The following is a 21,318-nucleotide window of genomic DNA, read 5'->3' on the forward strand; positions in this document are numbered from 1 at the left end:
AAGCGCGGCGCCAGCATGGGCAAACTTTCTGATAACACACTGGCAAAAAGTTGATCATCTTCGCAAAACAGAAATTCACCGTCGGCGGGGTGGTGCTTTCCTGCGGATGTTACCCTTAACATGTTATCGGTAACAGCGCTTGTCGGGATGTGTAAGCATCTTACAGCGCACTGTTTTGCAGCCCTCCGGGGATCATGATAATAAACCGACACTGAATTCCCTTCAGTGCGCAAGGTGGAGAAAACCTATGCCATTACTCTATGTGGCGATCGGCGTCGCGTTACTGCTGCTGCTGATGATTCGCTTTAAGCTTAATGGATTTATCGCGCTGATCCTGGTGGCGCTGGCGGTCGGTGTGATGCAGGGCATGCCGGTAAATAAAGTCATTACCTCAATCAAAGCGGGCGTAGGCGGCACGCTGGGCAGCCTGGCGCTAATCATGGGCTTTGGTGCCATGCTCGGTAAGTTGCTGGCCGACTGCGGCGGTGCGCAGCGTATTGCCACCACCCTGATTGAAAAATTCGGCACAAAGCATATTCAGTGGGCACTGGTGCTGACCGGTTTTATCGTCGGTTTTGCGCTGTTCTACGAAGTGGGCTTTGTCCTGATGCTGCCGCTGGTGTTCAGCGTGGCGGCGTCGGCGCGTGTGCCGCTGCTCTATGTCGGGGTGCCGATGGCGGCTGCTTTATCAGTGACGCACGGTTTTCTTCCCCCGCACCCTGGTCCTACAGCCATTGCCACGCTGTTTAATGCTGACATGGGTAAAACGCTGCTGTTCGGTACGCTGCTGGGTATCCCTACGGTGATTCTGGCGGGTCCGGTTTATGCCCGTTTTCTGAAAAACATCGACAAACCGATTCCACAGGGGCTTTATAACCCGAAGACCTTTACCGAAGCGGAAATGCCCAGCTTTGGCGTCAGCGTCTGGACGGCACTGGTGCCGGTGGTGCTGATGGCGCTGCGTGCCGTGGCGGAGATGCTGCTGCCAAAAGGCCACGTACTGCTGCCCTATGCGGAGTTCTTTGGCGACCCGGTAATGGCAACGCTGATTGCGGTACTGATTGCGATCTTCACCTTTGGCCTGAATCGCGGTCGTACGATGGAACAGGTGATGGATACCCTGACCGACTCGATCAAAATCATTGCCATGATGCTGTTGATCATTGGCGGTGGCGGGGCCTTCAAACAGGTGCTGGTGGACAGCGGCGTGGATAAATATATCGCCAGCATGATGCACTCGACTCAGCTTTCACCCATCTTTATGGCCTGGTCGATTGCTGCTGTGCTGCGTATTGCCCTGGGTTCTGCCACGGTAGCGGCGATTACCGCCGGGGGCATTGTGGCACCGTTGATTGTCACCAGCGGTGCCAGCCCGGAATTAATGGTTATCGCCGTGGGTTCCGGCAGTGTAATCTTCTCGCACGTTAATGACCCTGGCTTCTGGCTGTTCAAAGAGTATTTCAACCTGACGATTGGCGAAACCATTCGCTCCTGGTCGGCGCTGGAGACCATTATTTCGGTCTGTGGTCTGGTGGGTTGCCTGCTGCTCTCCTGGGCGATTTAACCTCTGGCCGCTGGCAACCCTGCCAGCGGCTCCTCTCTTTGCTTCTCTCTGGCCCGTTTCTTTTTGTATCGCGGGCAGCCTCCAGAGCCGGCTTATTCGCAGCCTGTAACCACGAATATAAAAAGGGCCGCAAAAAGCGGCCCACAGGTCTGTAATAACGTAAATCTGGCCTCTTAATGAGGCGGTTCAAAACCGGCTTTGACCATCTGTTCGCGTAGCGCTCGCGCAATTTCGCGATTGCCGCCGGTGACCGGATAGATAACGTTGTTTACCACATCATCAAGATAGTGCTCGTCAAACTCCTGCATAGAGAGCTGCGTGCCGCCTTCATCGTTGATGGCGAAAGAACCTTTGATGTGGTTACCGCTGTTTTTTGCCTTAAGGCTGTAGCGGCCCATGCTGGTATTAATCGTGCTCATAAGATCTCCTCGCGACTCATTTCAATCTCATCACTACTGAGGCCTGCCTTGCCGCCTGAATTTTAGCCAGGAATGGTCTGTAAAACGAAGAAAGAGGGCCAGTAAGAAGTGGTGTTGCGATCGTTATCTCAGAACATAAATAAAAGCAAAATCTGCTGAACTTATGAGCAGTTGAACACTGAGTGAAGCGGCGTGACAAATTTTTCTGTCTATACTGCTTACAGGAAAAATGTTTAATCAGTGAGGGGAAAAGGAAATGAAAATTATTCTGTGGATTATCGCGATCATTTTTATCGTGGGCTTACTGACCCTGACAGGGGTGTTCAAACTGATTTTCTGATGTCATAGTTTTGTTAAAGCTTCAGCGACGGCGGGCACCTAATCAGGTGCCCGAACTGTTTTCTGGCTTGCTAACAAATACTGGCTAACGGGATCCATCGGCGTATTCGGTAGCAGATCCTGTGAGCCCAGCTGTTTTTTACAGCATGCACAGCAGGCACCATGAAAGTTGCGCTTACCCTCCCGATAATCAGTGAAAACGAACCGTGCGCTTCCACACTGGCTACAGCGTATCTTCATCACCATTCTGCGTCTCATCCTCCTTTTTAATGCGCCCTGACGGATGCCTGCCTCTGTACGGTTAAGCAGATTTTATCTATTGCTGCGCAACATTATTCCGGACTGCGATGAGAAACGTAATTTCTTATAACGCTGATTGTTTGTTGCCAAATGCGAATTCAACCACTAAAAAGCACTTCATTGATCTCGCTCAATGTTTCTTTGCTGTTGGTTAAAATATCCGCGAACACCCCACTCTGACTGGGATTATTGGCACTTAACGCTTATCCTGGTGCAATTAAAAGCAGGAACCGCGCTCAGAAATTTAAGAATTTTTGCTCATTTGATGAGCATTTGTGCCGCAATGACTACGAGAGCCCTTAAAAATGGGTCAGGCAGAGAAAAGCGCTGTTCCGATGAAGATAAAAAAATTGCGTTTTTACTTCTGTCGCCTTCATTAAGAAGAGGAATACGTCTTAATAAGATTTTTCTTTTTAACGTAAGTGCTCTGTAACTCTTAAAGAGAAAAGGTGCGTCTTTCCAGCGGGTTAGCGTTCAGTGCAGGTCATCGACCTGCTAGCTGTTTACGGACGATTCGCAAGTCCGGAAGCAGGAAAGTGTGATGGACGCACGGAAAGGCGATATTTATCACTTTTTCATCAAATCATGCTGGACAAATCCCTCAGCAATTGCTGTACTAGACCCCGACACAGTTTAGTGTCCATTTTTCATGTAAAGGTAATATAGATGTCTAAGATCAAAGGTAACGTTAAGTGGTTTAATGAATCTAAAGGATTCGGTTTCATTACTCCTGAAGATGGCAGCAAAGATGTATTCGTACATTTCTCTGCAATCCAGAGCAACGGCTTCAAAACTCTGGCTGAAGGTCAGCGCGTAGAGTTTGAAATCACCGACGGCGCTAAAGGCCCATCTGCTGCTAACGTTATCAGTCTGTAAGTTAACAGTCAGAATTCTAAAAATCCGCCTGATGGCGGGTTTTTTTATGGCTGTAATCTGCGCTTCATCCCTTTCATCGTAACCTCCTGTATCGTCCCTGTGGCCGCACAAACTGCGCGGCGGTACACAATAAATTCCTGTAACATATTTATAACAACCTGACATGCAGCTTTTTAGTTTGCGACGCTATATAACTGAGCGACAGAACCCGGTGAGTGAGGAGGCAGGATGAACATACGTCAGGCAGAATTGAAAGACAGTTTTGCGTTGAGTGCCCTTTTGAGCGAGTTAGGCTACGGCGGCACCGAAATCTTCATTGAACAGCGCCTGGCGCAGTTATGCAGCGATCCCAGTGAAGCGCTGCTGGTGGCGGAACATGGCAGTCAGGTGCTGGGTTTTCTTTCCCTGCATTTTATTCCTCAACTGGCCCTGGCCGGTGATTTTGCCCGCATCAGCTACTTCTGCATTGCAGAGGGTGAGCGCAGTAAAGGCGTCGGCCAGCAGCTGCTTCAGCACGCTGAAACGCTGGCAGCGCGTCGTGGCTGCGACCGTATGGAAGTTCATTGCCATCAGTCACGTCTTAAGGCGAATCAGTTCTACGCCCGCGAAGGTTATACTGAGTCCCCCCGTTATCTCATCAAAGATCTGCAAGCGGGTTAACTTCCCGTCCGGAGGCGATGACCAGTGCCCCGGCAATCATTTCCCGCTGTTCATCCCTGAGGCTGGCGATGCTGACGCGAATAAACTGCGTGGGGCCAAGCCGACAGCGCTCGCCCGGCACGACCGCAATCCCGCGGGCCGCCAGCGTAATCATGGCAAACTGCTCCGACGCTACCGGGATATAGAGGCTTAACCCGTCGCGAAGCGGCAAAGGCAGACCGCGCCGCGCCAGCGACGTCAGCATCGCTTCGCGTCGTTGCCGGTAAATTGCGCGCGCAGTGGCAATCTGCTGTTGCGTTGCCTCATCCTCCAGCAGCCACGCGACTGCGTCCTGCAGAATGCGGCTGGTCCAGCTGACGCCAAAATTTCGCCATGACTGTATCCGCTTCACCATCTCCGAGGTGGCAGAGAGCACGGCCAGCCGCAGATCCGGCCCGTAGGCTTTGGAAAATGAACGGATGTGTAGCGTTCTCTCAGGAAAACAGACGCCCAGACTCCAGCTCGCCTCCGCGGAGAGATCGCCAATTCCATCATCCTCAACAATCAGCGTGTTGCTCATTTGCAGAACCTGCGCCAGCGCCTGACGTCGCGCCACGCTGATGCTGTTCCCGGTAGCGGAGTGAGTACGGGGCTGATAGATCAGCATCACCGGTGCCTGCTCCAGCAGAACAGACAGGACCTCAGGCAGTGGACCCTCCTCATCACACGCCAGCGGCAGGATCTCTGCGCCGACGTTATCCAGCATATCGAGCAGCCGGGTTGCGGTTGGATCTTCAATAATCACCCGGTCACCCGGCGAGACGAGGGTCTGTACCAGCAGGTTCATCGCATCAAAACCGCCATCCGTTGCCAGAAACGCTTCTGCCGCATAGGGCCAGCGCGGCTTAATCGCCTGAAGCAGCGGCGCTGAAATCGCTTCACGGGTGTAGCTATTGAGTTGCGGTGAGCGCAGGGCCGCCTGCAGCGCTTGCTGCAGATCAGGCAGCAGGGCAGGGTCGGGCGAGGCCAGAGTCAGATCGGCGAGGATGTTTTCGCCGTAGTTACCGATCTTCTCAAAGCGAATCGGACGCGGCATCACCGTGTTGCCACTGACCCAGACGCCACTGCGTCCTTTGCCCGCCAGTACTTTCTGCTTTCTGAGTTGCGCCCAGGCAGCAGAAACGGTTGCCGGACTGACGCCCAGCTGCTCCGCGATATCCCGCACTGCGGGCATCTGCATACCCGTCGCGATCTGTCCGTCACGAATTAGTGCCGAGGCGGCCTGGGCGATGCCTTTCACCGAAGGCGATGTTATCTGGCTGCAAAACCAGTTGAGGTCAACGCTCTCTGTCATAAGAAAATACTTTGTTCAGTAACAAAATAGTGATTGTTCAGATAAGTATTACGGCTCTAGTATCAAATTCAAGCACTATTTTAAGCCCCTTACCGACGGCGAAGCGTAAACGGAGAGATCATGGCAAAGCTACTCATCAGACTGGCGGTACGCGACTGGGACTACTTCACCCCACTGGCGCTGGGCGATATCAGACCGGAAGGCTTTGATCTGCAGATCGACCGCGTCGGCACGCTGGTGAATGACCTGGCGACCAGCCCTGATTATGACGCGGGCGAAGTCTCCTTCAGCCGCTACGCCCAGAGCCGGGCCAGAGGCGACGAAACCTTACTCGGCCTGCCGCACTTTCTGATGCGCGGCTTCCGTCAGCGCTGCATCATCACCACCGCCAGCAGCTCCCTCACTACGCCTGCAGAGCTGAAAGGCAAAAGGATTGGCGTCACCGGCTGGCAGGATTCGGGTAATACCTGGACACGCACGGTGCTGCGTGAAGCAGGCGTCGAAATTGATGATGTCTTCTGGTATGCCGGTCGTCTTACGGCAGAGCATCCGATAGTCGATCGGCTGGCGGGATTTGGCCGGCCCGGCCGCATTGAGCCGGCTCCTGACGAGCGACCGCTGATTGAGATGCTGCAGGCAGGTGAGCTGGATGCCATCTTCACTCCCTTTATGCCGGAGGGCTTTTTCCTGCCTGATTCGGGTCTGCGGCAGCTGCAGACCGATTTTTATCAGGCGGAACGGGACTACTTTCACCGTGTCGGCTATGTGCCGGGCATTCATATTCTGGCCCTTAAACCGGCGCTGGCGGCGGAACATCCGTGGCTGCCTGTGGCGTTAAGTGAAGTGATCGATCGCTCTTATCAGCTGTGGATGCAGAAAAGAGAGAAATATGCCGACACCACGCCGTGGCTGCTGGACGATTTGCGACGCACTGCGCAGGAATTACCGGCGGACTGGAATCAGAATGGTTTTAGCGCTAACAGGAAGATGATTGCGGACTTTAGCCGCGAGCTTTATCAGCAGGGACTGACTCACCAATTACTGACGCCGGAAGCGATGTTTCCGGCCGCTGCGGGAGAAGAGAAATGATGAAAGTGGCACTGGGACAGTTTGCGGTAAGCCGCGAATGGCAGGACAACGCTCATATCTGTCTGGATTTAATGCAGCGGGCGTCAGACGGGGGGGCCGATCTGCTGGTCCTGCCGGAAGGTGTGCTGGCGCGTGATATTGCCGACCCTGATTTAGTGCTGAAGGCAGCACAGCCGCTGGATGGTCCTTTCCTGAGCCAGTTGCTGGCCGCCAGCAAGCACACTGCGCTGACCACCATGATGAGCGTTCACGTTCCCACCGACCAGCAAAAAGCGCTCAACGTGCTGGTGGCTATTCGTAACGGTGAGATCATCGCCGCCTATGAAAAGCTGCATCTGTACGATGCCTTTGCGATGCAGGAGTCGCAGCGGGTCAATCCGGGCCACGTCATTCCGCCGCTGATCGACGTCGCGGGTATGAAAGTCGGATTAATGACCTGCTATGACGTACGTTTCCCGGAGCTGGCGCGTCGGCTGGTGCTGGATGGTGCAGACGTACTGGTGCTGCCTGCAGCCTGGGTTAAAGGTCCGCTGAAAGAGATGCACTGGGAGTTACTGACCCGCGCCCGTGCGCTGGAGAATACCTGCTATATGGTGGCAGTGGGCGAGTGTGGCCCACGCAATATCGGCAACAGTCTGGTGGTCGATCCGCTGGGCGTCGCGGTGGCGAATGCGGCGGAGTCACCCGCACTACTGTTTGCCGATCTCGACCCTGAGCGCGTCGCCTATGCCCGCTGGGTACTGCCAGTGCTGGAGAACCGACGCTTCGCCCGTCCCGAACTCAACTGATCCGCTGAACCAGGAATTCCTTATGACGAAGAGAGCAACCGCCTTAATCGTGGCGCTGGGGCTGACTGCCTCCCTGGCGCAGGCTGCCGACGCTATTCCGGTGCAAAAAGTTGACCAGGCGCTGCATGATCGGCTGCCGGATGAGATCAAAAAAGCGGGCAAAATGATTTCAGTGAACAACGGTTCATTTCCTCCTTATGAAATCGTTAATGGCCCGCACGCGATGGAGGGCGCCTCAGCGGAGCTAACCACCGCGCTGGCGCAACTGCTGGGTGTGAAGATCGAGCATGCGACGGTGAGCGGCCTGTCAGGCGTGCTGACCGGCATCAATGCGGGTCGCTATCAGCTGGCGATTGGCCCGATTGGTGATTACCCGGACCGCCAGCAGAAAGTGGACTTCGTCGATTTTGTGCAGGAGTTTGTGGTGTTCGGCGTGCAGAAGGGGAATCCGGCAAAAATTAATCAGCTGGATGACACCTGCGGCAAGCGTATTGCTGTTATGGCCGCCGGCTCTGCGGAACAGGTTATCCGTAAACAGTCAGCGCAGTGTGTGGCCGATGGAAAGCCGGCGGTGACGGTGCAGGCCTTTACCGATCAGCCTTCGTCTATTCTGGCGGTGCGCTCTAAACGTTCCGATGCCTTCTTCTCATCACAGGCTCCACTGACTTACTTTGTTAATCAGGCGAAGGGACAACTTGAACTGGCGGGCAAAGGGCACAAAAACGGTTTTGGCGATATCTTCCAGGGTACTGTGGTGCCAAAAGGCTCACCGCTGGGCCTGGTGGTGCTGGATGCCTACAAAGAGCTGTATCAGAACGGCACTTATGCAGCGATCATGAAAAAGTGGCAGCTTGAGGGCAACATGACCAAAGCGCCCGGGCTGAATCTGGCGAAAGAGGTCAGCAAATGAGCCCGTCTCGCCATCTGCACCGCGATGAGAGTGGCGAGGGGCAGCTGCGCGACGTGGCGTTCGCCCGCAGCGCGCCCACTTACGGCCGCTGGATCAGCTGGATTCTGGTGCTGGTAATCGGCTCGAATCTGCTGTGGCTGGTGGCGACCAATCCTAATTTTGAGTGGCAGGTGGTGCTGAAGTGGTTTACCGAAGAATCCGTACTGAAAGGGTTGCAGGTCACTCTGGGGCTGACGGTCGTGTCGATGATACTGGGCACGCTGCTGGGTCTGCTGCTGGGCGTCTGGCGGCTCTCTGAAAACCGGCTGCTGCGCGGCGTCGCCGGACTCTATATCTGGTTCTTCCGGGGTACGCCGCTACTGGTGCAGCTGATCTTCTGGTACAACCTTTCTACGCTGTTTCCCGTGCTGTCGCTGACGCTGCCGTGGAGCAGCGTCACGCTGGCCAGCTGGAACACCAACGATCTGATTACGCCGCTGACGGCAGCCATTGCCGGGCTGGCACTGAATGAAGCGGCCTATATGGCGGAAATTATTCGCGCCGGTCTGCTGTCGGTGGATAACGGTCAGGTGGAGACCACGCAAGCCTTTGGCATGAGCCGGTCGCGGGCGCTGCGACGCATCATTATTCCGCAGGCGATGCGGTCTATCATTCCGCCCACCGGCAACCAGTTGATCAGCATGATCAAGGCGACGTCGCTGGTCAGCGTGATCGCGATGGGCGATCTGCTCTACTCGGTGCAGGCGATCTACAACCGCACCTTCGAGATCATCCCGATGCTGATGGTGGCAGTGATCTGGTATCTGCTGATCACCTCGATCCTCAATCTGGGTCAGTCCGCCATCGAGCGCTACTATGCGCGTGGCACCCGCCGGGTGGCCAGCGTCCCCAGACGCGCCGCGACGGTAGCGGGCAGCGCGCAACCTCAGCGGGAGGAACAATGAGTCAGAGTGAACCCCTGGTCTGTGCCCGTAACGTGCAGAAGAATTATGGCGACAATCAGGTCCTGAAAGGAATCGATCTGGATGTCTGGCCCGGCGAAGTGGTGGTGATTCTCGGACCCTCCGGGTCCGGCAAATCCACGTTTCTGCGCTGCATCAATCATCTTGAAGAGATGAACGCCGGATCGATTCGGGTCGGCGAAGAACAGATTGGCTATGTGCTGAAAGGGCATGTGCTGCATCGGCTCTCGCCACGCCAGATCGCCCGGCAGCGTCAGAAAATCGGCATGGTGTTTCAGCAGTTCAATCTCTATCCGCATATGACGGTGCTGCAGAACATCATTGAAGCGCCCATCGGCGTGCATAAATTTCCGCGTCAGGAAGCGATGGCACACGCCCGAGCGCTGCTGGCGACGGTGGGATTAAGTGATAAAGCGGACGCCTGGCCGCGTCACCTGTCGGGTGGACAGCAGCAGCGTGTGGCGATTGCGCGGGCGCTGGCAATCAAGCCGAAGCTGATGCTGTTTGATGAACCAACCTCTGCACTCGATCCGGAACTGGTGGGGGAAGTCCTGGCGACCATGCGCACCCTGGCTGACCAGGGATTGACGATGATTGTGGTGACCCATGAAATCAGCTTTGCCCGGGAAGCCGCCGATCGCGTTGTCTTTATGGATGGGGGAGTGGTGGTTGAGCAGGGTACGCCGGAAGAGGTGATTGCGAATCCGCAGCATCCACGGACCCAGGCGTTTCTCAGTCGCTTCATCTGAGATCTTACTCTGTTACAGATTCCAGTTGTCGCCGCAGGCAAACTGCGCGTAAATAACAGTCACCGTGATTCGATAAAGTTGAAAGGTTAAATATGGAAGGTATCAGTATTGCCAAGCTGCTGATTATCGGTGCGCTTATCGTACTGCTTTTTGGTACCAATAAGTTGCGCTCTCTGGGCGGCGATCTGGGCTCCGCGATCAAGGGCTTCAAAAAAGCCATGAAAGACGAAGATACCAGTGCAACCCGAACAACGGCTGAAGACGTGCCGGCAGAACGCGTCGTTCATAAAGATTAATCGGTTATTTGCTGCAAATAACTGTTACTTTTTATTTCAGGCCATTTCAGGCACGTATAAAAAAACCAGGCTGTTTCCAGTCTGGTTTTTTGTTTTTTAAGCTTCCTGAGAGGCTTCGTGATTATTTCACTTCTTCGCCTTTAGCCTGCATATCCGCATGATAGGAAGAGCGGACAAACGGACCACACGCGGCATGGGTAAAGCCCATCGCCATCGCTTCTGCTTTCATCTCATCGAACTCGGCCGGGCTGACGTAGCGCTGAACCGGCAGGTGGTGGCGGCTCGGCTGCAGATACTGTCCCAGCGTCAGCATGGTGACGCCGTGGCGACGCAGATCGCGCATCACTTCCACGATTTCGGCGTTGGTTTCACCCAGGCCAACCATCAGACCCGATTTGGTCGGGATATGCGGATGCGCTTCTTTGAACCGCTCCAGCAGCTTCAGTGACCACTCGTAGTTCGCGCCCGGACGTACCTGACGGTAGACGCGCGGTACGTTTTCCAGGTTGTGGTTAAACACATCCGGAGGCGTCGCGGTGAGAATCTCCAGCGCGCGATCCATACGGCCACGGAAGTCCGGCACCAGTGTTTCAATTTTGATGGTGGGATTTTTTTCGCGAATCGCGCTGATGCAGTCGGCAAAGTGCTGCGCGCCGCCATCACGTAAATCATCACGGTCAACCGAGGTGATGACCACGTAGCGCAGGCCCATATCGGCAATCGTCTGCGCCAGTTTCGCGGGTTCATTAGCATCCGGTGCATTAGGACGGCCATGCGCCACATCGCAGAACGGACAACGACGGGTACAGATTGCGCCCAGGATCATAAAGGTGGCGGTGCCATGGTTAAAGCATTCGGCAAGGTTAGGGCAGGACGCCTCTTCACAGACCGAGTGCAGCCCGTTTTTGCGCATCGCAGCTTTGATACCCTGAATACGACTGGAGTCGGCTGGCAGCTTGATTTTCATCCATTCCGGCTTACGCAACATCTCCTGCCGTTCAACAGCCACGGTTTTCACCGGGATCAGCGCCATTTTGTCTGCGTCACGATATTTGACGCCGCGTTCCATCTGAATTGGTTTACTCATAAATCAGCAGGTTCCGGTCGGATTGCGATTGGAAAGCGTTCCCAATCAAACCGGGAAGGGGGCTTTCAACTTTATTTGAAAAAAGTGCAAAAATTATATCATCTCATCGCCTGCGAAGCAGCCACCCTCAGCGCTGAAAAGTTACATATTTGTAAATTCGCATTCTGCGTTAAGGCTTAACAGGAAGATCGCCTGCTATCCATTCAACATTTTCATAACCTGCCAGCCGCGCAAAGGCGCTGACCAGCGGAGCGCGTACATGCTCTGTGGTCACCTCTGGCTGGAAATGTTTTAACTGGGTCATGCTCATGCCAGCGTAACCACAGGGATTAATGCGCAGGAAAGGCGACAGATCCATGGCCACATTCAGCGCCAGACCGTGAAACGAGCAGCCTTTGCGAATGCGCAATCCCAGCGAGCAGATTTTCTCTCCCCCGACATAGACGCCGGGTGCATCTGCGCGGGCGCGGGCGCTGACGCCGAATTCTGCCAGCGTAGCGATCACCGTCTCTTCAAGAAAAGTCACCAGCTGGCGCACGCCGAGCTTACGGCGTTTTACATCGATCAGGACATACATGACCTGTTGTCCCGGCCCGTGATAGGTGACCTGACCGCCACGATCGCTCTGCACCACCGGAATATCACCGGGCATCAGCAGATGTTCTGCTTTTCCCGCCTGACCCTGCGTAAAGACCGGAGGATGTTCGACCAGCCAGATTTCGTCACGACTCTGGTCATCGCGCTGGTCAGTATAGTGGTGCATGGCGTCGGAGACGGATTGCCAGTCGGACAGACCGGACTGGCGGACAAAGAGGGTTTCAACTGACAAAGCGATAGCCCGCTAAAGGAAAAAACGCTGAGGATAATGTCGGCAAACCGTCAGGTAGCGGCGCCTTGCCGACCCGTAAATTACAGTACCATCCGCACAATTTCGATCTGGCCCAGCTCTTCGTACAGGCGTTCGACCTGCTCAATGTGGGTGGCGTTGATAGTGATGTTTACGGAGTGATAGTTGCCTTTGCTGCTCGGCTTAACTTCAGGGCTGTAGTCGCCGGGCGCATGACGTTGCACCACTTCAACCACTTGATCAACCAGCTCCGGTTGCGCCAGACCCATTACTTTATAGGTAAACGGGGTAGGAAATTCGAGCAGCTCATTCAGTTTGGTTTTCATATTTACTCCGGTGCATAAAAAACAGGCTCCCGCCTGAGCGGGAGCATCATAATATCTGGTAATGGGGACGAAGGGGCGATTTTTCAATCACCCTTTACGCTTAACCGAACCAGTGATGGAACATCAGTTTGATGTAATCCACGATACGGCCAAAGAAACCACCCTCAGAGATCTCGTTCAGCACCACCAGCGGACGCTGTTCGATCGTCTTGCCATCCAGCTGGAAGTTGATGCTGCCGACAACCTGGTTTTTCTTCAGTGGGGCATGCAGTTCTGTGTTGGTCAGCACATAGCTGGCTTTCAGATCTTTCATACGGCCACGCGGAATGGTCAGATAAGCATCTTTTTCCACGCCCAGTTGTACACGGTCATTATCACCAAACCAGACCGGCTCAGAGGCGAACTCTTTACCCGCTTTCAGTGGCGCAACGGTTTCAAAGAAACGGAAGCCCCAGGTGAGCAGTTTCTTGCTCTCAGTTTCACGACCTTTGAAGGTATGACCGCCCATGACCGCAGAGATCAGGCGCATCTGGCCTTCGGTCGCTGACGCCACCAGGTTGTAACCGGCTGAGTTAGTATGACCGGTTTTGATCCCATCCACGTTCAGGTTGGTGTCCCACAGCAGACCGTTGCGGTTCATCTGGCGGATATTGTTGAACGTGAACTCTTTCTCTTTATAAACAGCATACTCTTCCGGCACGTCGCGGATTAGCGCCTGGCCAATCAGCGCCATGTCGCGCGCGGAGCTGTACTGACCTTCAGCGTCCAGACCATGGACGGTCCCGAAGTGAGTATTCTGCAGGCCAATCGCTTTAACGTAGTTGTTCATCAGATTAACGAACGCATCCTGGCTGCCGGCGACATAGTCAGCCATCGCAACACAGGCGTCGTTACCGGACTGCAGCACAATTCCACGGGTCAGCTGAGAAACCGGTACGCGGTCGCCTGGCTTCAGGAACATCAGCGAGGAGCCTTTGAAGACCGGGTTACCGGTCGCCCAGGCATCCGGACCGACGGTGACCATATCGTCCTGATGAATTTTGCCCGCTTTCACGGCCTGTCCAATGACATAGCTGGTCATCATCTTGGTCAGACTGGCAGGATCGCGGCGTGCATCGGCGTTTTTCTCTGCCAGCACTTTGCCCGAGTTGTAGTCGATAAGGACATACGCTTCGGCATCAATGTCCGGCACGCCCGGAATCATGGTCTTGAGATTGACGTCATCAGCAATAGCAGCATGGCTGAGAGAGAAAGCGATCAGTGATCCCACTGTCAGGCGTTTCAGCAAACGAGATGATTTCAGCGTGTTCATGTGTAGGACTACAACATCCGTGAGTTTGAGGTTAAAAATGTCACTCATCATACCCAATGCCAGTGAGTCTGGCACCGGGCGTGATGATTGGGTTGTTAGCAGACGTAACGTGTCGCTGTCTGATAAACCGATCAGCGACGCGTGTTAGTAATAAATGAGGCGGTCTGGCCTTCACTGCTCAGGCGCTGTTGTAGCGCAGCCGCTTCGGCGCGGGAGCTGTAGCCGCCGAGCTGAACGCGATAAACGTTGTTGCCCGCGTCTTCGACCTTGCCGGGCACACCGTAACGCTGGCTCAGGCTTTTCATCATCTGCTGAGCACGCGCCGGGTCATTTAGTGCACCGACCTGTACGACATATCCGGCTGCGGCACCACTGCTGGCTGCCGGCGCGGCGCTGGCGACTGCAGGAGCAGCACTGCTGGCGGCTGGTGCGGAACTGGCAGGCGCGGCGGCGGGTGGTTCACTGCCTTCCAGCACGCCGTTCGCTAATGGCTGAGGTGCGCCAAGAAAGCCGCTGCTCTGTACCGGCGCGCCCATGTTGTCACCGCCCTGCAGCGTGCTGTTGCTGATGGCTTCCACGTTTTGAGCAGGCGGTTCAGCGTTTGCGGCGTTGCCGCCATTCATCACCGCACCACCACTCAGGTCCGGGCGGGCAGGCAGCGAGTAGCTCTGTTTGGCGACCACAGTACCAATGGTGCCCGGGCCTGAGAGCGTACCGTCGGGAGCCACCTTGATATAGTCGACCCGCACCCGAGAATTATTGGAGATGTTCAGACGGTCACCGGCTGCCCGCGACAGGTCGATGATGCGTCCTGGCGTGTAGGGGCCGCGATCGTTAACGCGCACCACAATCTGACGGCCGTTCGCGATATTGGTCACGCGCACATAGCTCGGCAGCGGCAGAGTAGGGTGGGCGGCCGTCAGCGCATCGGGATCGTAGGCTTCGCCGGTAGCGGTGCGGTTGCCCTGTGCCTCTTCGCCGTACCAGGTGGCCAGGCCGACCTCGCTGTAGTTCGACGGATCTTTGATGATGCGATAATTTTTGCCATTAACGCTGTAATCCTGGCTGGTGCCCGGATTAACTGGCTCATAACGAGGCTCAACGCCTGGAATCTCTACGACCGGTCCATTGTAAGCCGGTTGCGGCGGCGCCGTATTTTGGGGTTCGGGCGTGGTACAGGCCGCCAGAACCAGTGATGCCAGTGCAACGCCAAGCCATTCCTTACGCATCTGCAGCCTCTTAGACACTTTTAGATAACATTTTTCGGTGAGTGTGGATCGACATCACAATGCCGAATCCCGCCATAAGCACGATAAGCGCGGAGCCGCCGTAACTGACGAGCGGCAGCGGCACGCCAACTACCGGTAAGATACCACTAACCATGCCAATGTTAACGAAAACATAAACGAATAAAATCAGCATTAAACCGCCCGCCATGACCCGGCCAAACGTGGTCTGCGCGCGGGCTGCGACAACCAGTCCCCGCATGATCAGCAGCAGATAAAGGGTCAGCAGCAGCAGTACGCCAACCAGACCCAGCTCTTCGGCCAGAACCGCGAAGATAAAGTCGGTATGACGCTCCGGCAAAAATTCCAGCTGAGACTGGGTGCCCTGCAGCCAGCCTTTGCCGCGCAGTCCGCCTGAACCGATGGCGATTTTCGACTGGATGATGTGATAACCGGCACCCAGCGGATCTGTTTCCGGGTCGAGCAGCATCATAACGCGGTCACGCTGATAGTCGTGCATCAGGAAGAACCACAGAATCGGGATAAAAGCCGCGACCAGCAGAACGGCAACGCCAATCAGTTTCCAGCTCATTCCCGAAAGGAACAGGACAAACAAACCGGAAGCGGCAACCAGGATCGAGGTGCCGAGATCGGGCTGTGCGGCGACCAGCAGGGTCGGCACGAAGATCAGCAACAGCGCAATGCCGGTGTTTTTCAGGGTTGGCGGACAGACATCGCGGTTAATAAAGCGCGCCACCATCAGCGGCACCGCGATTTTGGCAATCTCAGAAGGCTGAAAGCGAACAAAGCCGAGATCGAGCCAGCGCTGTGCGCCTTTACTGATCTGCCCGAAGGCATCGACCGCCACCAGCAGAATGACGCAGACAATATAGAGATAGGGGGCCCAGCCCTCATAAACGCGCGGCGGCACCTGCGCCAGCACAATCATAATCACCAGTCCCATCGCGATCTGACCGAGTTTACGCTCCATCATGCCGGGATCCTGACCACTGGCACTCCAGATCACCACGGCGCTGTAGGTCAGCAGGCCGAGAATGATCAGCATAAACAGCGGATCGATGTGGATGCGCATCCAGATCGATCGTTTCTGCGGACTATCTTGCATCGACATGTTTATTCACCTTCATAACCGGGCGGCACAGGGGCGGCGTCCGGCAGGACAGTATTGTTATCACCCAACATAATGTGATCCAGAATCTGGCGCATGACGGTGCCGACAGCCGGACCGGAGCCACCGTTTTCCAGGATAATGGTCACTGCGACCCGAGGCTTGTCATAAGGGGCAAACGCGGTCATTAATTTATGGTCGCGTAATCGTTCAGCAATTCTGTGGGCGTTATAGGTTTCGTTCTCTTTCAGGCCAAAGACCTGCGCCGTACCGGACTTGGCGGCAATTTTATAAGGCGCATCAGCAAAGCTTTTGTGTGCAGTACCGTTGGGGCGATTCGCCACGCCGTACATACCATCTTTGGCGATTTCCCAGTAGCCGGAATGAATATCACCGATCGGGGCTTCTGGCGGCTGGCGATAGGGCACAAGGGTCCGGCCTTCGCGGGTGGCGCGCAGCATATGGGGCACCTTGACGACGCCGTCGTTGATCAGAATCATCATCGCTTTGTTCATCTGCAATGGGGTAGCCGTCCAGTAACCCTGGCCGATCCCCACCGGAATGGTGTCACCCTGATACCACGGCTTTTTAAAGCGTTTCATTTTCCAGTCGCGGGTTGGCATGTTACCGGCGCTCTCCTGCGGTAAGTCGATGCCGGTCCGGCTGCCGTATCCGAATTTATTCATCCACTCTGACAGTCGGTCGATACCCATGTCATAGGCGACCTGATAGAAGAAGGTATCGGCAGACTCCTCCAGCGCTTTGGTGACGTTAAGACGACCGTGCCCCCACTTTTTCCAGTCGCGGAAGCGCTTTTCTGAACCAGGAAGCTGCCACCAGCCCGGATCGAACAGGCTGGTGTTGCGGTTAATCACACCCGCACTCATGGCAGAGACCGCCACATAAGGTTTCACTGTTGAAGCCGGTGGGTAAGCCGCCTGAATCGCACGGTTATAGAGTGGGCGATTTTCATTTTCCAGCAGGCCGCGATAATCCTTACTGGAAATGCCGTCGACAAACAGGTTGGCATCGTAACTGGGTGTGGAGACCATGGCGAGAATTTCGCCGGTGCGCGGATCGCTGACGACAACAGCAGCGCGACTGCCCGCCAGCAGGGTCTCGACATACTGCTGCAGTTTGAGATCGATAGTCAGATAGATATCACGGCCAGCCTGAGGTGACTCCTCGTGCAGCTGGCGAATAACCCGGCCCCGGTTGTTGACCTCAACCTCTTCAAAGCCGGTTTTGCCGTGCAGCAGACTCTCGTAATACGCTTCAATGCCCAGCTTGCCGATGTCGTGCGTGGCGGCGTAGTTCGGCCATATGCCTTCTTTATCGAGGCGTGCAACGTCACGATCGTTAATTTTTGAGACGTAGCCGACCACATGCGTCAGCGTGGCGCCGTAGGGGTAGTAGCGGCGCTGATAACCTTTAACTTCCACGCCGGGAAAGCGGTACTGATTGACCGCAAAGCGTGCCACCTGAACTTCATTCAGACCGGTTTTAACCGGAATGGAGGTAAAGCGACGCGAGCGTTTGCGCTCTTTCTGGAAGTTTTCGAGGTCTTCGTCCGTCAGCTCAAGAACAGGGCGTAAGTTTTCCAGCGTCTGCTGCAGGTTATCAACTTTCTCCGGCACCAGTTCTGCCTGATAGATGGTGCGGTTCAGTGCCAGCGGCGTACCGGTGCGATCGTAGATAATGCCGCGGCTGGGCGCGACAGGCACCAGTTTAATGCGGTTCTGGTTGGAGCGGGTGCTGTAATCATCAAAGCGAAGAATCTGCAGATGGTAAAGGTTAACTACCAGTACTGAAGAGAGCAGTAAGATACCGACGAAGGCGATGAACGCCCGACGGACAAAGAGTTTCTGTTCGGCGCTGTAATCGCGAAAGGCGTTGCTTTGTAATTTCATCCGCTACTTGTCATGTCTGATGTGGGCTGATCGGTCATTCACGATGATAAGGATGATTAGTCGTTATACTCCAGGCCCGGTACAGACTTTCGGCCACCAGCACGCGCACCAGCGGATGAGGTAACGTCAATGCTGACAGTGACCAGCTCTGCTCTGCCGCCGCTTTACAGGCGGGAGCCAGGCCTTCAGGCCCGCCAATCAGCAGGCTGACATCGCGACCATCCAGCTTCCAGCGTTCAAGCTGCTGCGCCAGCTGCGGGGTTTCCCACGGTTGGCCAGGAATATCCAGCGTGACAATGCGATTGCCTTTGCCGACCGCCGCCAACATCGCTTCACCCTCTTTTTCAAGGATGCGTTTGATATCAGCATTTTTGCCGCGTTTACCTGCGGTTACTTCGGTCAGCTCAAACGGCATATCTTTCGGGAAGCGGCGCAGATATTCCATGAAACCGGTCTGCACCCAGTCGGGCATTTTTGTGCCGACGGCAACAAGTTGCAGTTTCACCGATTAGCCCCAGAGTTTTTCCAGCTCATACAGCTGGCGACTCTCTTCCTGCATCACATGTACGATGACATCACCCAGATCAACCACAACCCAGTCTGCCGCGCCTTTGCCTTCAATGCCTAATGGCATCAGGCCCGCTAAACGGGATTCCTGCTCAACGTGTTCTGCGATCGAAGTCACATGACGCGTGGAGGTGCCGGTGCAGATGATCATGAAATCGGTGATGCTGGATTTGCCCTGAACGTCGATGGTGACAATGTCCTGGCCTTTGAGATCATCAATCTTATCAATAACGAACTCTTGGAGTGCTTTACCTTGCAAAAGGTTCCCCTTGGAATCTGGTGGTATCGGGCTGGCTGTAAGCCCGGAGAGTGCAGCCAAAATTTAAGCGGCGCAGTATAGCATGCCCGGATCAGTCGCGATATAAGCCTTCGCGGTCGATATAGTCGATAACTGCCGCAGGCAACAGGTCGTCGCAGGGCTGGTTCTGATGGCGACGGCGACGGATTTCAGTCGCCGAAATGTCATAGAGCGGGGTTTCCGCCAGCCAGATATGGCCTGCGGGCTGCTGATGCAGTTGCCGGATATCCTGAGCAAGGTTTTGTTCGAGCCACTGCTGCATCTCCGGCGCGTCAAACCGGGTCGGATAGCCGGGGCGCTGGCACACCAGCAGATGGCAGAGTGACAGCAGATCCTGCCAGCGATGCCATTTCGCTAAGCTCAGCAGGGAATCCTGACCAATAATAAAGCCCAGCGGCTGTTCTGCACCGCGTTCGGCGCGCCAGGCTTCCAGGGTAGTTACGGTCCAGGAGGGGGTGTCGCGCTCCAGCTCACGGGTATCAATCTCAAACAGCGGTAAGCCGCGGATCGCACAACGCAGCATTGCCACCCGCTGGGCAGCACTGGCTTCCGGTTGCGGGCGATGCGGTGGCACATTGTTTGGCAGCAGCGTCACATGCTGCAGGCCGGTCTGTTGAGCCAGCGCTTCGACCGGACGCAGATGACCAAAATGAATCGGGTCGAAGGTGCCACCAAACAGCGCGTGTAACTCAGACATGGGCAAAACTCGTCGGAAAAGCACGACTGCTGAGCAGCAGCGTCAGGGTCTGTAACTGTGGCCACACCGGCTGCCCATAGTCCTGTTTCAGGGTGATCTCAATCTGGCTCAGCAGATGAATGGCGCGTTGCAGACGCGTGGCGTCCAGGCGTTGCAGTGCGTCGGTGAACAGCGCGCGGCGGTTCTGCCAGATCCGCTGCTGATCCATCAGCGTACGCAGCGGCTGCTGCGACTGGTGGCGCTGCAGATGCAGCAGTGTCAGCAAATCGCGCTGCAGCGTACGCAGCAGAATCACGACCTCGTTCTCTTCTTTCTCCAGCTGATGCAGGATATGCAGCGCGCGACGGCTCTTACCCGCCAGCAGAGCATCCACCCAGTGGAAGGGGGTAAAGTGTGCGGCATCACTGACTGCCTCTTCAACACGGGGCAGGGTCAGCTTGCCGTCAGGCCACTGCAGCGAGAGACGCTCCAGCGCCTGGGCCAGCGCCAGCAGATTACCTTCATAGCAGTAACACAACAGCTGCACAGCTGCGTCATCGACCGAGAGTTTCAGCGCCTTAGCGCGATTCACGACCCAGCGCGGCAGTTGCGCCTGTTCAGGCGTCTGGCAGGGCACTAAAACTGCAGAGGCGGACAACGCTTTAAACCAGGCGCTGTTTTCCTGCGCTTTGGTCAGCTTTGGCATCCGGCAGATCAGCAGAATATCGGCGTGCAGCAGCTGCGACAGCTTAACCAACTGCTCGGCCATTGCGGCGTTGGGAGCATTCTCGGGGAATTGCAGCGTCATGGTCTGACGCTGCGCAAACAGACTCAGTGACTGACAGCTGACAAACAGGCTCTCCCAGTCGGTCTGGGCGTCCAGCGTAAAACTAAAATGTTCTTCAAATCCCTGTGCGGTTGCGGCGGCACGGATGGCATCCGCACTCTCCTGCAACAGCAGCGGTTCGTTTCCGGCTAACAAATAACAGGCGCGCAGCCCCTCACGGAGCTGCGCGCTGAGTTGCTCAGGGTAAATCCTGATCATTGCAGGCTGGTAGCAGAGGAAGACGGTGCTTCCTGTGAACCCTGACCCGGAACCGGAATCACTGACGCCGGTAAGGTCTCTTTGTTGTTGATCTGTGCAGCATGCACGGTCAGCAGTTTACGTACCAGCTGTTCGGCAGCACGCTGACGCATCTCCTGCGTAATCAGATCCTGCTCAGCATCTTTCGCCAGCGCAGCATTCGGGTTATCGAAGAATGAACGATAAACCGTGGTGCTGATTGGGTAGATTCCTTTGCCCGGCAACAGGACCTGCGCCGTAAGGGTCATGACCAGCTGATACTCAGCAGAGGTGCCGCTGATAAAGACCGATGCGGTGTTACGTCCCGATACCTCAGGACCCAGACGCAGCGTCGGAATATCGGTGCGGTTCTGTTTGTTGTCTTCAACGATGGTGACATCGTTGATACGCAGTTGCTGACGCACGGTACGCGCCAGCGGTCCATACGGGTCGCCGGTTGAAACAATCAGGGTTTTCAGTTCGCTGGGCACCTGCGTGGTGCCGCGCGGATGAAAACCACAGCCAGCGGTGATCACCACCGCCAGCATGACAAACAGCCTGATAATCGGATGTCGCACAGTTCCTCCTGAAC

The 21,318-nt window shown here is 55.5% G+C and carries 23 protein-coding genes; 9 read left to right on the forward strand and 14 right to left on the reverse strand.

The window, feature by feature from the left end; genetic code table 11:
* The first annotated feature begins 247 nt into the window (after positions 1-247).
* Positions 248-1,564 carry a gluconate transporter gene (gene gntT, locus IBT54_RS10450; RefSeq protein WP_013357083.1) on the forward strand — a complete coding sequence of 439 codons (1,317 nt, stop codon included), beginning with the start codon at positions 248-250 and terminating at the stop codon, positions 1,562-1,564.
* A gap of 173 nt (positions 1,565-1,737) precedes the next feature.
* Here gntT and IBT54_RS10455 read toward each other — a convergent pair whose 3' ends face one another.
* Positions 1,738-1,983: a hypothetical protein gene (locus tag IBT54_RS10455; RefSeq protein WP_013357084.1), complete on the reverse strand. Its 246-nt coding sequence runs from the start codon at positions 1,981-1,983 to the stop codon at positions 1,738-1,740.
* 1,305 nt (positions 1,984-3,288) lie between these two features.
* On the opposite strand from IBT54_RS10455, the gene cspE reads away from it, so the two are divergent.
* Positions 3,289-3,498, forward strand: a complete 210-nt coding sequence (gene cspE, locus IBT54_RS10460; RefSeq protein ID WP_006118399.1) for a transcription antiterminator/RNA stability regulator CspE — start codon at positions 3,289-3,291, stop codon at positions 3,496-3,498.
* Positions 3,499-3,726: 228 nt separating this feature from the next.
* Positions 3,727-4,158, forward strand: coding sequence for a GNAT family N-acetyltransferase (locus IBT54_RS10465; RefSeq protein ID WP_013357085.1), 432 nt, complete (start codon positions 3,727-3,729; stop codon positions 4,156-4,158).
* Here IBT54_RS10465 and IBT54_RS10470 read toward each other — a convergent pair.
* Positions 4,136-5,491, reverse strand: a complete 1,356-nt coding sequence (locus tag IBT54_RS10470; RefSeq protein ID WP_201252134.1) for a PLP-dependent aminotransferase family protein — start codon at positions 5,489-5,491, stop codon at positions 4,136-4,138. The genes IBT54_RS10465 and IBT54_RS10470 overlap by 23 nt on opposite strands.
* A 120-nt stretch (positions 5,492-5,611) precedes the next feature.
* Here IBT54_RS10470 and IBT54_RS10475 point away from each other — a divergent pair, with 120 nt between their 5' ends.
* The 6 genes from IBT54_RS10475 (at position 5,612) to tatE (ending at position 10,285) form a co-directional block, all read left to right on the forward strand.
* Positions 5,612-6,580, forward strand: a complete 969-nt coding sequence (locus IBT54_RS10475) for an ABC transporter substrate-binding protein (protein ID WP_013357087.1) — start codon at positions 5,612-5,614, stop codon at positions 6,578-6,580.
* Complete coding sequence (locus tag IBT54_RS10480) at positions 6,580-7,368, forward strand: deaminated glutathione amidase (RefSeq protein ID WP_201252147.1); 789 nt, start codon at positions 6,580-6,582, stop codon at positions 7,366-7,368. The genes IBT54_RS10475 and IBT54_RS10480 overlap by 1 nt, the downstream gene beginning before the upstream one ends.
* A gap of 22 nt (positions 7,369-7,390) precedes the next feature.
* Positions 7,391-8,278, forward strand: a complete 888-nt coding sequence (locus IBT54_RS10485; RefSeq protein WP_201252135.1) for an ABC transporter substrate-binding protein — start codon at positions 7,391-7,393, stop codon at positions 8,276-8,278.
* Entirely contained in the window at positions 8,275-9,222 is a 948-nt protein-coding gene (locus tag IBT54_RS10490; RefSeq protein WP_201252136.1) for an amino acid ABC transporter permease, read from the forward strand. The genes IBT54_RS10485 and IBT54_RS10490 overlap by 4 nt, the downstream gene beginning before the upstream one ends.
* Positions 9,219-9,989 carry an amino acid ABC transporter ATP-binding protein gene (locus tag IBT54_RS10495; protein WP_147788536.1) on the forward strand — a complete coding sequence of 257 codons (771 nt, stop codon included), beginning with the start codon at positions 9,219-9,221 and terminating at the stop codon, positions 9,987-9,989. Before IBT54_RS10490 ends, IBT54_RS10495 begins: the two co-directional genes overlap by 4 nt.
* 92 nt (positions 9,990-10,081) lie before the next feature.
* Positions 10,082-10,285, forward strand: coding sequence for a twin-arginine translocase subunit TatE (gene tatE / locus IBT54_RS10500; protein ID WP_003854033.1), 204 nt, complete (start codon positions 10,082-10,084; stop codon positions 10,283-10,285).
* 121 nt (positions 10,286-10,406) lie between these two features.
* On the opposite strand, the gene lipA is transcribed toward tatE, so the two are convergent.
* From lipA to lptE, 12 genes are all read right to left on the reverse strand, one after another.
* Positions 10,407-11,372 carry a lipoyl synthase gene (gene lipA / locus IBT54_RS10505; protein ID WP_013357091.1) on the reverse strand — a complete coding sequence of 322 codons (966 nt, stop codon included), beginning with the start codon at positions 11,370-11,372 and terminating at the stop codon, positions 10,407-10,409.
* 169 nt (positions 11,373-11,541) lie between these two features.
* Entirely contained in the window at positions 11,542-12,201 is a 660-nt protein-coding gene (gene lipB, locus IBT54_RS10510) for a lipoyl(octanoyl) transferase LipB (protein ID WP_201252137.1), read from the reverse strand.
* An 80-nt stretch (positions 12,202-12,281) separates the two neighbouring features.
* Positions 12,282-12,545: a DUF493 family protein YbeD gene (gene ybeD / locus IBT54_RS10515; RefSeq protein WP_013357093.1), complete on the reverse strand. Its 264-nt coding sequence runs from the start codon at positions 12,543-12,545 to the stop codon at positions 12,282-12,284.
* Between the two features lie 100 nt (positions 12,546-12,645).
* Positions 12,646-13,857, reverse strand: coding sequence for a D-alanyl-D-alanine carboxypeptidase DacA (dacA, locus tag IBT54_RS10520; protein ID WP_033732040.1), 1,212 nt, complete (start codon positions 13,855-13,857; stop codon positions 12,646-12,648).
* A gap of 131 nt (positions 13,858-13,988) precedes the next feature.
* Positions 13,989-15,086: an endolytic peptidoglycan transglycosylase RlpA gene (rlpA, locus tag IBT54_RS10525; RefSeq protein WP_013357095.1), complete on the reverse strand. Its 1,098-nt coding sequence runs from the start codon at positions 15,084-15,086 to the stop codon at positions 13,989-13,991.
* 10 nt (positions 15,087-15,096) lie between these two features.
* Positions 15,097-16,209 carry a peptidoglycan glycosyltransferase MrdB gene (gene mrdB, locus IBT54_RS10530; RefSeq protein WP_033784531.1) on the reverse strand — a complete coding sequence of 371 codons (1,113 nt, stop codon included), beginning with the start codon at positions 16,207-16,209 and terminating at the stop codon, positions 15,097-15,099.
* 8 nt (positions 16,210-16,217) lie between these two features.
* On the reverse strand, positions 16,218-18,122 hold the full coding sequence (gene mrdA, locus IBT54_RS10535; protein ID WP_201252138.1) for a peptidoglycan DD-transpeptidase MrdA: 1,905 nt from the start codon (positions 18,120-18,122) through the stop codon (positions 16,218-16,220).
* Between the two features lie 34 nt (positions 18,123-18,156).
* A complete protein-coding gene (gene rlmH, locus IBT54_RS10540; protein ID WP_013357098.1) occupies positions 18,157-18,627 on the reverse strand; it encodes a 23S rRNA (pseudouridine(1915)-N(3))-methyltransferase RlmH in 471 nt (156 codons plus the stop codon).
* A gap of 3 nt (positions 18,628-18,630) precedes the next feature.
* Positions 18,631-18,948 (reverse strand): ribosome silencing factor, encoded by a 318-nt coding sequence (rsfS, locus tag IBT54_RS10545; RefSeq protein WP_013357099.1) that lies wholly within the window; start codon positions 18,946-18,948, stop codon positions 18,631-18,633.
* A gap of 91 nt (positions 18,949-19,039) precedes the next feature.
* A complete protein-coding gene (nadD, locus tag IBT54_RS10550) occupies positions 19,040-19,684 on the reverse strand; it encodes a nicotinate-nucleotide adenylyltransferase (protein ID WP_061061898.1) in 645 nt (214 codons plus the stop codon).
* Complete coding sequence (gene holA, locus IBT54_RS10555) at positions 19,677-20,708, reverse strand: DNA polymerase III subunit delta (protein WP_201252139.1); 1,032 nt, start codon at positions 20,706-20,708, stop codon at positions 19,677-19,679. Before holA ends, nadD begins: the two co-directional genes overlap by 8 nt.
* Positions 20,705-21,304: an LPS assembly lipoprotein LptE gene (gene lptE, locus IBT54_RS10560; protein WP_013357102.1), complete on the reverse strand. Its 600-nt coding sequence runs from the start codon at positions 21,302-21,304 to the stop codon at positions 20,705-20,707. Before lptE ends, holA begins: the two co-directional genes overlap by 4 nt.
* Between the last annotated feature and the right edge of the window lie 14 nt (positions 21,305-21,318).

Origin of the sequence: Pantoea sp. S62, from assembly GCF_016658625.1 — a bacterium.
Taxonomy (GTDB): Bacteria; Pseudomonadota; Gammaproteobacteria; order Enterobacterales; family Enterobacteriaceae; genus Pantoea; species Pantoea vagans.